General features: G+C 68.5%; 5 protein-coding genes. 1 reads left to right on the top strand and 4 read right to left on the bottom strand.

The features are described from left to right. The 3 genes from OEJ37_RS07875 to OEJ37_RS07865 all read right to left on the bottom strand — a co-directional run. The coding region (locus OEJ37_RS07875; RefSeq protein WP_263343836.1) for a DUF802 domain-containing protein at positions 1-1813 on the bottom strand (1813 nt) is incomplete at its 3' end. Between the two features lie 12 nt (positions 1814-1825). Next, positions 1826-2632, bottom strand: coding sequence for a DUF3348 domain-containing protein (locus tag OEJ37_RS07870; RefSeq protein WP_263343835.1), 807 nt, complete (start codon positions 2630-2632; stop codon positions 1826-1828). A 390-nt stretch (positions 2633-3022) separates the two neighbouring features. Beyond that, positions 3023-3661 (bottom strand): LysE family translocator, encoded by a 639-nt coding sequence (locus tag OEJ37_RS07865; RefSeq protein ID WP_111019664.1) that lies wholly within the window; start codon positions 3659-3661, stop codon positions 3023-3025. A 248-nt stretch (positions 3662-3909) separates the two neighbouring features. On the opposite strand from OEJ37_RS07865, the gene OEJ37_RS07860 reads away from it, so the two are divergent. Continuing rightward, a complete protein-coding gene (locus OEJ37_RS07860; protein WP_263343833.1) occupies positions 3910-4479 on the top strand; it encodes a hypothetical protein in 570 nt (189 codons plus the stop codon). Between the two features lie 87 nt (positions 4480-4566). Here OEJ37_RS07860 and dctA read toward each other — a convergent pair whose 3' ends face one another. Next, complete coding sequence (dctA, locus tag OEJ37_RS07855; RefSeq protein WP_175917508.1) at positions 4567-5934, bottom strand: C4-dicarboxylate transporter DctA; 1368 nt, start codon at positions 5932-5934, stop codon at positions 4567-4569. Positions 5935-6000 lie beyond the last annotated feature (66 nt).

Raw genomic sequence — 6000 nt, 5'->3', positions numbered from 1 at the left:
GTGCGGCGAGTTGCGTTTGCAGACCCGTGTGCGAATCGCGGATCGTCGACAGCAGATCGTTCGAGCGTTGTTCGAAGGTCGAAGCCTGCGTGGCAAGGTCGCGCGTCGTTTGTGCGAGTGCGTCGCAGATTTCCTGCTGACGGCCCGCGCTGTGTACGCCTGCGCGTTGCCATTCGTCGCCGAGCTTCGTCGCCATCGCGGTCAGCGAATCGTTCCATGCAGACAGGCGTTCTTCGTCGCGTGCGGCGAGTTGCGTTTGCAGACCCGTGTGCGAATCGCGGATCGTCGACAGCAGGTCGTTCGAGCGTTGTTCGAAGGTGGCGGCCTGCGTGGCGAGATCGCGCGTCGTTTGTGCGAGTGCGTCGCAGATTTCCTGCTGACGGCCTGCACTGTGCACGCCTGCGCGCTGCCATTCGTCGCCGAGCTTCGTCGCCATCGCGGCCAGCGAGTCTTTCCACGCGGCGAGGCGCTGTTCGTCGCGCGCAGCCAGTTCGGTCTGCAGCCCCGCGTGCGACTCGCGCATCGCGGCGAGCGTCGCGCCCGAATGCCGCTCGAACGTCGCGGCGGCTTCGCCCAGCGCGCGCGCGTGCTGGCCGGCCAGCGTCTCGCCGACCTGCTCCTGGCGCGACAGCGCTTCGCGCCACGCGTCCGACAGGCGGCCTTCGGTCGATTCGAGGCGCGTCGCGACACCGTCGAGCAGGTCCGTCGAACGCTGCGCGAACGTGTCGGTGAACTGGCCGAGCGTCGTCTGCAGTTGCTGCGCGACGGCGTCGCCCGCGCGGCGCTGTTCGTCGAGCGCGCGGTTCCAGACGGCCGTCACGTTGCCGGTGGTCTTCTCGAAGCCGTCCGTCAGCCCGTCGAGCTGGCGCTGCACGGCGCCCGTCACGGTGTCGCGCAGCGCGGCCATCTCCTGCGCGAGCCCCGTCATCGTCGCCGCGACGACCGGCTGCAGCGCGGCGCCGGCCACGCGCGCGCTTTCGGCGGCGCTTTCCTTCAACGCATCGCCGACGTTCGACGCGAGGCCCGCATACGCGCGCTCGGTCCGGTCGAAAAACGCCTGCTGGCTTTCGAGCTGGCGATCGTGCAGCGCGACGCTACGCGCCTCGAGCGTCGTCATCATCGTTTGCAGCCGATCGACCAGCGCCGGCATCACGTCGGCCTGGCGCTGCAGCAGCCGGAACGACTCGTCGCGCTGGTGTGCGGACGAATGCACGCGCAGCGTCGTCGCGATCTTCGCGTCGAGCTGCTGCGCCACGTCGATCCGCTCGCGGCGCACGAGCGCGGACAGCAGCCCGAGCATCGCGGACGTCGCGACACCGGCGATCGACGTGCCGAATGCGAAGCCGAGGCCCTTCACCGGCGCGATCAGCGATGCGCGGATCGCGTCCAGATCGGTCGCGCTTTCGAGCGCGGCGCCCGTGCCTTTCAGCGTCACCACCATCCCGAGCAGCGTGCCGAGCATGCCCAGCAGCACGAGCAGGCCGACGAGATAAGGCGTGAGCGCCGGGCCCGGCAGCGCGACGCGCGCGCCTTCGACTCGCGCACGCACCGCGCCGCGCAGGCCCGGGTGCAGCGTGTCGAGCCACGCGTCGAGCTTCGCGGGCGGCTCGGCCAGGCCCGCGACCGCGCGCGACAGCGTGGTAGTCGCCTGCCGGTAGCGCAGCAATTCCCATGCGCCGGCGACGTAGCACGCGCCGATCAGCAGCGTGACGGCCGTCGCCAGCGGGTTCGACGCGACATAGCCGACGCCGATCCAGCCCACTGCGAGCAGACCGGCGACGAAGACAACGAGATCAATGCGAATTCTGGACATAGAGCGTGTTGATTAGCAGGTGCGAAGGGCCGCGAGCAGCCCTTCTACCGTTTGAAACCGGACTTCGAGTTCGGCAAGCAGGATGCTCTGCATTTCGTCTCGAAACGTGTCGAGCCATGCGCCGGGCACGATCGCCGCGACGGCCGCGGCGTCGGCAAGCGCGCCGTCATCGGCTGCATCGGCTGCGGTGGCAGCGGCTGCGGTGGCAGCGGCAGCGGCAGCGGCAGCGGCAGCGGATTCGGCGTCGGCCAGCGCCTGCCGTTCCGCTTCGCGCAACCGCCCGAAGCGCGTGCCGAGCAACGCGGGCACGGCCGACAGCAGGCTGCGCTCGCGCGCGCCGAGCACGCGCTCCATGATCGCGTCGAGCGTCGCGAGCCGCGCCATCCCGGACGAGCGCGCGGCGAGCGCGACCCGCAGGCGGCCGCGCAACTGGCCGATCGCCGTTTCCATCTCCTGCTGCAGCGACAGATAACGCTGGCGGAAGTCCGCGAAATCGGCCGTGTCGGCAGCCGGCGGCGACATGTCGCCGGGCCGGCGCCGCGTACGCGGCCGGTTGGTGGCCGTGATCGCCTGCGCGAGATCGTGGCGCACGCGCGCGCAGTCGCGCTCCGCGTCGTAGCCGCGCACGCCGGCCGCGACGCCGGGCGGGCTCGTGCTCAACGCGGACGACAGCGTGATCGCGTCGGTCCAGCCGAGCCACTGGCTCAGCCGGTCGGACAGCGTCTGCCGGGATTCCGCGACGTCGGCATCGGCCAGGCGCGCGAGCAGCCGGACGAGGGCCGGACCGCTCAATGCCGGGCGCGGGGAAGCTTGCACCATGCTGCAAACCGTCAAAAAAGGCAGCAGTTTACACGTCGTCGGGGAGGCGACCGCCAGAATCGGGGAAGCGGCGCCGTCCGGCGCACCGGGCGACACACGCGAACGCCCGTCGCGCAAGGCTCCGCGGGCGGTGGCAGGTAGCCGGGACCACCGTCGGCGGCGGCTCGGCTCGGCGCGCAGTCGGGTCGGGTCGGGTCGCTCGGGCCTTTCGGGCCGCTCGGGTCGAGTCTGGTCGCCGGGAGCCTCTCCCGGTGTGTCATGAGGAAGAAGAACGCGTTCCCGGGCGACCGGCGGTTCCCGGAAGCGCGGTGCGCGGTTCGGGCGGTTCGCTCCGGCGGCCGACCGGATGAACGGCCGCCCGCCGTGCATACGGATCGGGCGTCGAAGCGCTCAGATCCCCGCTTTCGGTGCGTTCAGGATCAGCCGCAGCCCGAGCAGCGTGATTGCGCCGGCCGCGATGCGGTCGACCCACTTCTTCGCGCGCAGGTAGAGCTCGCGCGGCCGGCGCGTCGAGAAGCACAGCGCGACGATCGTGTACCAGCCGAATTCGACGCCGAACACGAGCGGCGGCAGCGCGAGGTAACACCACAGCGGCGGATGCTGCGGGAGCAGCGCCGCGAAGATGCTGCCGTACCAGATAGCCGTCTTCGGGTTGCTGAGCTGGGTCGTGAGGCCCGTCCAGAACGACTTGCGCGCGCTGCCGCCGGCCGCGGCCTGCGGATCGTCCATCGCGATCGGCCGGTCGGCGCCGCGCCAGATCTTCGACGCCATGTAGATCAGGTACGCGCCGCCCGCGACCTTCAGGCCCACATACAGCCATTCGACAGCCTGCAGCAACGTATAGAGCCCGGCCAGCGCGACGCCGCCGAACACGATGCCGCCCATGCCCATGCCGAGCGCGGTGGCGAGCCCGTCGCGGCGCGACAGCCCGATCGAATTGCGGGCAACCAGCACGAAGCTCGGGCCCGGAATCATCGCGCCGAGCCACAGCGCGGCCAGGATGGCGAGTACGGCAGCCGATGCAGTCATCGAAGTCTCCTTGTTCAGCGACGCCGATGCGCCGGCGCCTGCGTGTCGTTCCCGACGGTCCAGCCGCCGATTCTGGCACGCTTCGCGCGTGGCCGAAAGCGGCCGCGCGCTGCTATGCTGGCCCTCTTTCCCGTCATCCCGCGCCGCCGCCCATGATCGAGATCCGCACCGCCCGTTATCCCGACGATGCCCGTGTCGTCCATCGCCTTCAATCCAGTGCCGGACACCGGCTTTCCCGGGCGGGATCCGTGATCGGCACGACAACACGCCGAACCCTCGTCCCGCTGCTTGCCGCACTCTCGTTCAACGCCCGCGCCGACGACCTGCCGAAGTCGATCGCCGCGCAACTGCCGGCCGGCTACGAGCCGTTCATCGCACAAGCCGGCCCGGACCTCGGCAACGGGCGGCACAGCTTTCTGATCGTCGTGCATCGCGCGGTCGATACGCGCGAGCAGCCGTCGCCGCGCCCGCTGCTGATCTACGAGGAACAGCCCGACCACGCGTTCCGGCTCGCCGCGCGCAACGACCAGGTAGTCCTGCGCGCGAACGAAGGCGGCCAGTGCGACCCGTTCGAGTTCGCCGACGACGGCCTCTCCGTGAAAGGCCGCTATTTCACCGTGCAGAACGTCGTCGCGTGCGGACAGCACTGGAGCGACTACGTGACGTTCCGCTACGACCCGCGCACGCACGGCTGGGTATTTTCGAACCAGATCGTCACCGAATCGCTTCCACTCGACGACAAGCCCGACCACGTCACCGTCACGCGTGCCGACTCGCACCGGCCGATCACGTTCGGTCAATGGAAACGCAAGGACTGAACGGCGCACGGCAGGCACCGACACCGGCGAAATCCCGCAGGCAGACGCAACGCCCAGGGAGTACGCGAACGACAGCAAACGTCGCGACTAGCGGAAATTCGATTGCATGCCCGGCGCACTCGCCTGCGCGCTCCGCTCCGGCGCCGGCACGCCCGCGTCGCCCTCGCTCGCGACGATCGAGTCCGATCCGGCCCGCCGATCGAGAACGGCTCGCGCCTTGTCCATATCCAGCACCCCTTCCCAGCGGGCTACCACCACCGTGGCAACGCCGTTCCCGATCAGGTTGGTCACGGCGCGCGCTTCGTTCAGGAAGCGATCGACGCCGAGCAGCAAGACCAGACCCGACACGGGCACCTGGTGCATCGTGGACAACGTCGCCGCCAGCGCGACGAAACCTGCGCCGGCCACCCCTGCGGAACCCTTCGACGTGAGCAGCAGGACACCGAGCAGCAGAAGTTGATCCCAGATCGACAGGCGGATATTGAATGCCTGTGCGATGAAGAGGGACGCCATCGTCAGGTAGATCGCGGTGCCGTCCGCGTTGAAGGTGTAGCCCGTGGGCAAGACCATGCCGACGACCGGACGCGAGCACCCCATGCGCTCCATCTTGAGCAGCATCTGCGGCAGCACGGCTTCCGTCGATGCGGTGCCGAGCGTGATCAGGATCTCGTCGCGGATATAGCGCAGGTACTTCCACAGCGACAACCCGCACATGCGCATGACGAGGCCGAGCACGACGGCGACGAACAGGATCGACGTGAGGTACAGGCACAGCATGAGTTGCCCGAACTGCGCGAGCGTGCCGATGCCGTATTTGGCGATGGTGAACGCCATCCCGCCAAATGCGCCCGCGGGCGCGACATACATGACGATGCGTATGACGCCGAACATCCCTTGCAGGAACATGTCGAGCATGTCGACGAGCGGCGCGGTTCGCGGGCCGAGCTTCGCGAGCGCGATCGCGAAGATCACCGAGAAGAAGATGATCGGCAGTATCTCGCCGGTCGCAAACGCCCCGACGACACTGCCCGGCACGATGCTCATCAGGAAATCGAGCGCTCCGTGATGCTGTGCCGCATGCGTGTAGCTGGCGATCGCGGAACTGTCGATCCTCGATGGATCGGCGTTCATCCCGCTGCCCGGCTTGATCACGTTGACGACCACCATCCCGACCACGAGCGCAACGGTGGACGCGGCTTCGAAATACAGCATGGCCTTCACGCCTACCCTGCCGGCTTCGTGAAGATCGGTCATGCGTGCGATGCCGACCACCACCGACGCGAAGATGATCGGCGCGAGAAGCATCCGGATCAGCTTGATGAACATGTCACCGAGCGGCTTGAGCTGGGATCCGATATCGGGATAGAAATGCCCGACGAGGACGCCGGCAACGATGCCAATCAGAACCTGGACGTAGAGTTTGGAAAGCGTTCTGCGAATGCGTGATACCAGCATGACTGTCTCCTGTGCATGGCCCCTGTTTCGGAAATCGCTTGCGCGCCGGCGATGCAGCCGATCACC

Origin of the sequence: Burkholderia sp. BKH01 (genome assembly GCF_025685725.1) — a bacterium.
Taxonomy (GTDB): Bacteria; Pseudomonadota; Gammaproteobacteria; order Burkholderiales; family Burkholderiaceae; genus Burkholderia; species Burkholderia pyrrocinia_C.
The sequence above is the reverse complement of the archived record's forward strand: the minus strand, read 5'-3'. Positions and strand labels throughout refer to the sequence as shown.

What these genes read in the sequence shown, in the direction of transcription:
- OEJ37_RS07870 (WP_263343835.1), bottom strand. Translation starts at nt 2,632, where the DNA reads ATGGTGCAAGCTTCCCCGCGCCCGGCATTGAGCGGTCCGGCCCTCGTC.
- OEJ37_RS07865 (WP_111019664.1), bottom strand. Translation starts at nt 3,661, where the DNA reads ATGACTGCATCGGCTGCCGTACTCGCCATCCTGGCCGCGCTGTGGCTC.
- dctA (WP_175917508.1), bottom strand. Translation starts at nt 5,934, where the DNA reads ATGCTGGTATCACGCATTCGCAGAACGCTTTCCAAACTCTACGTCCAG.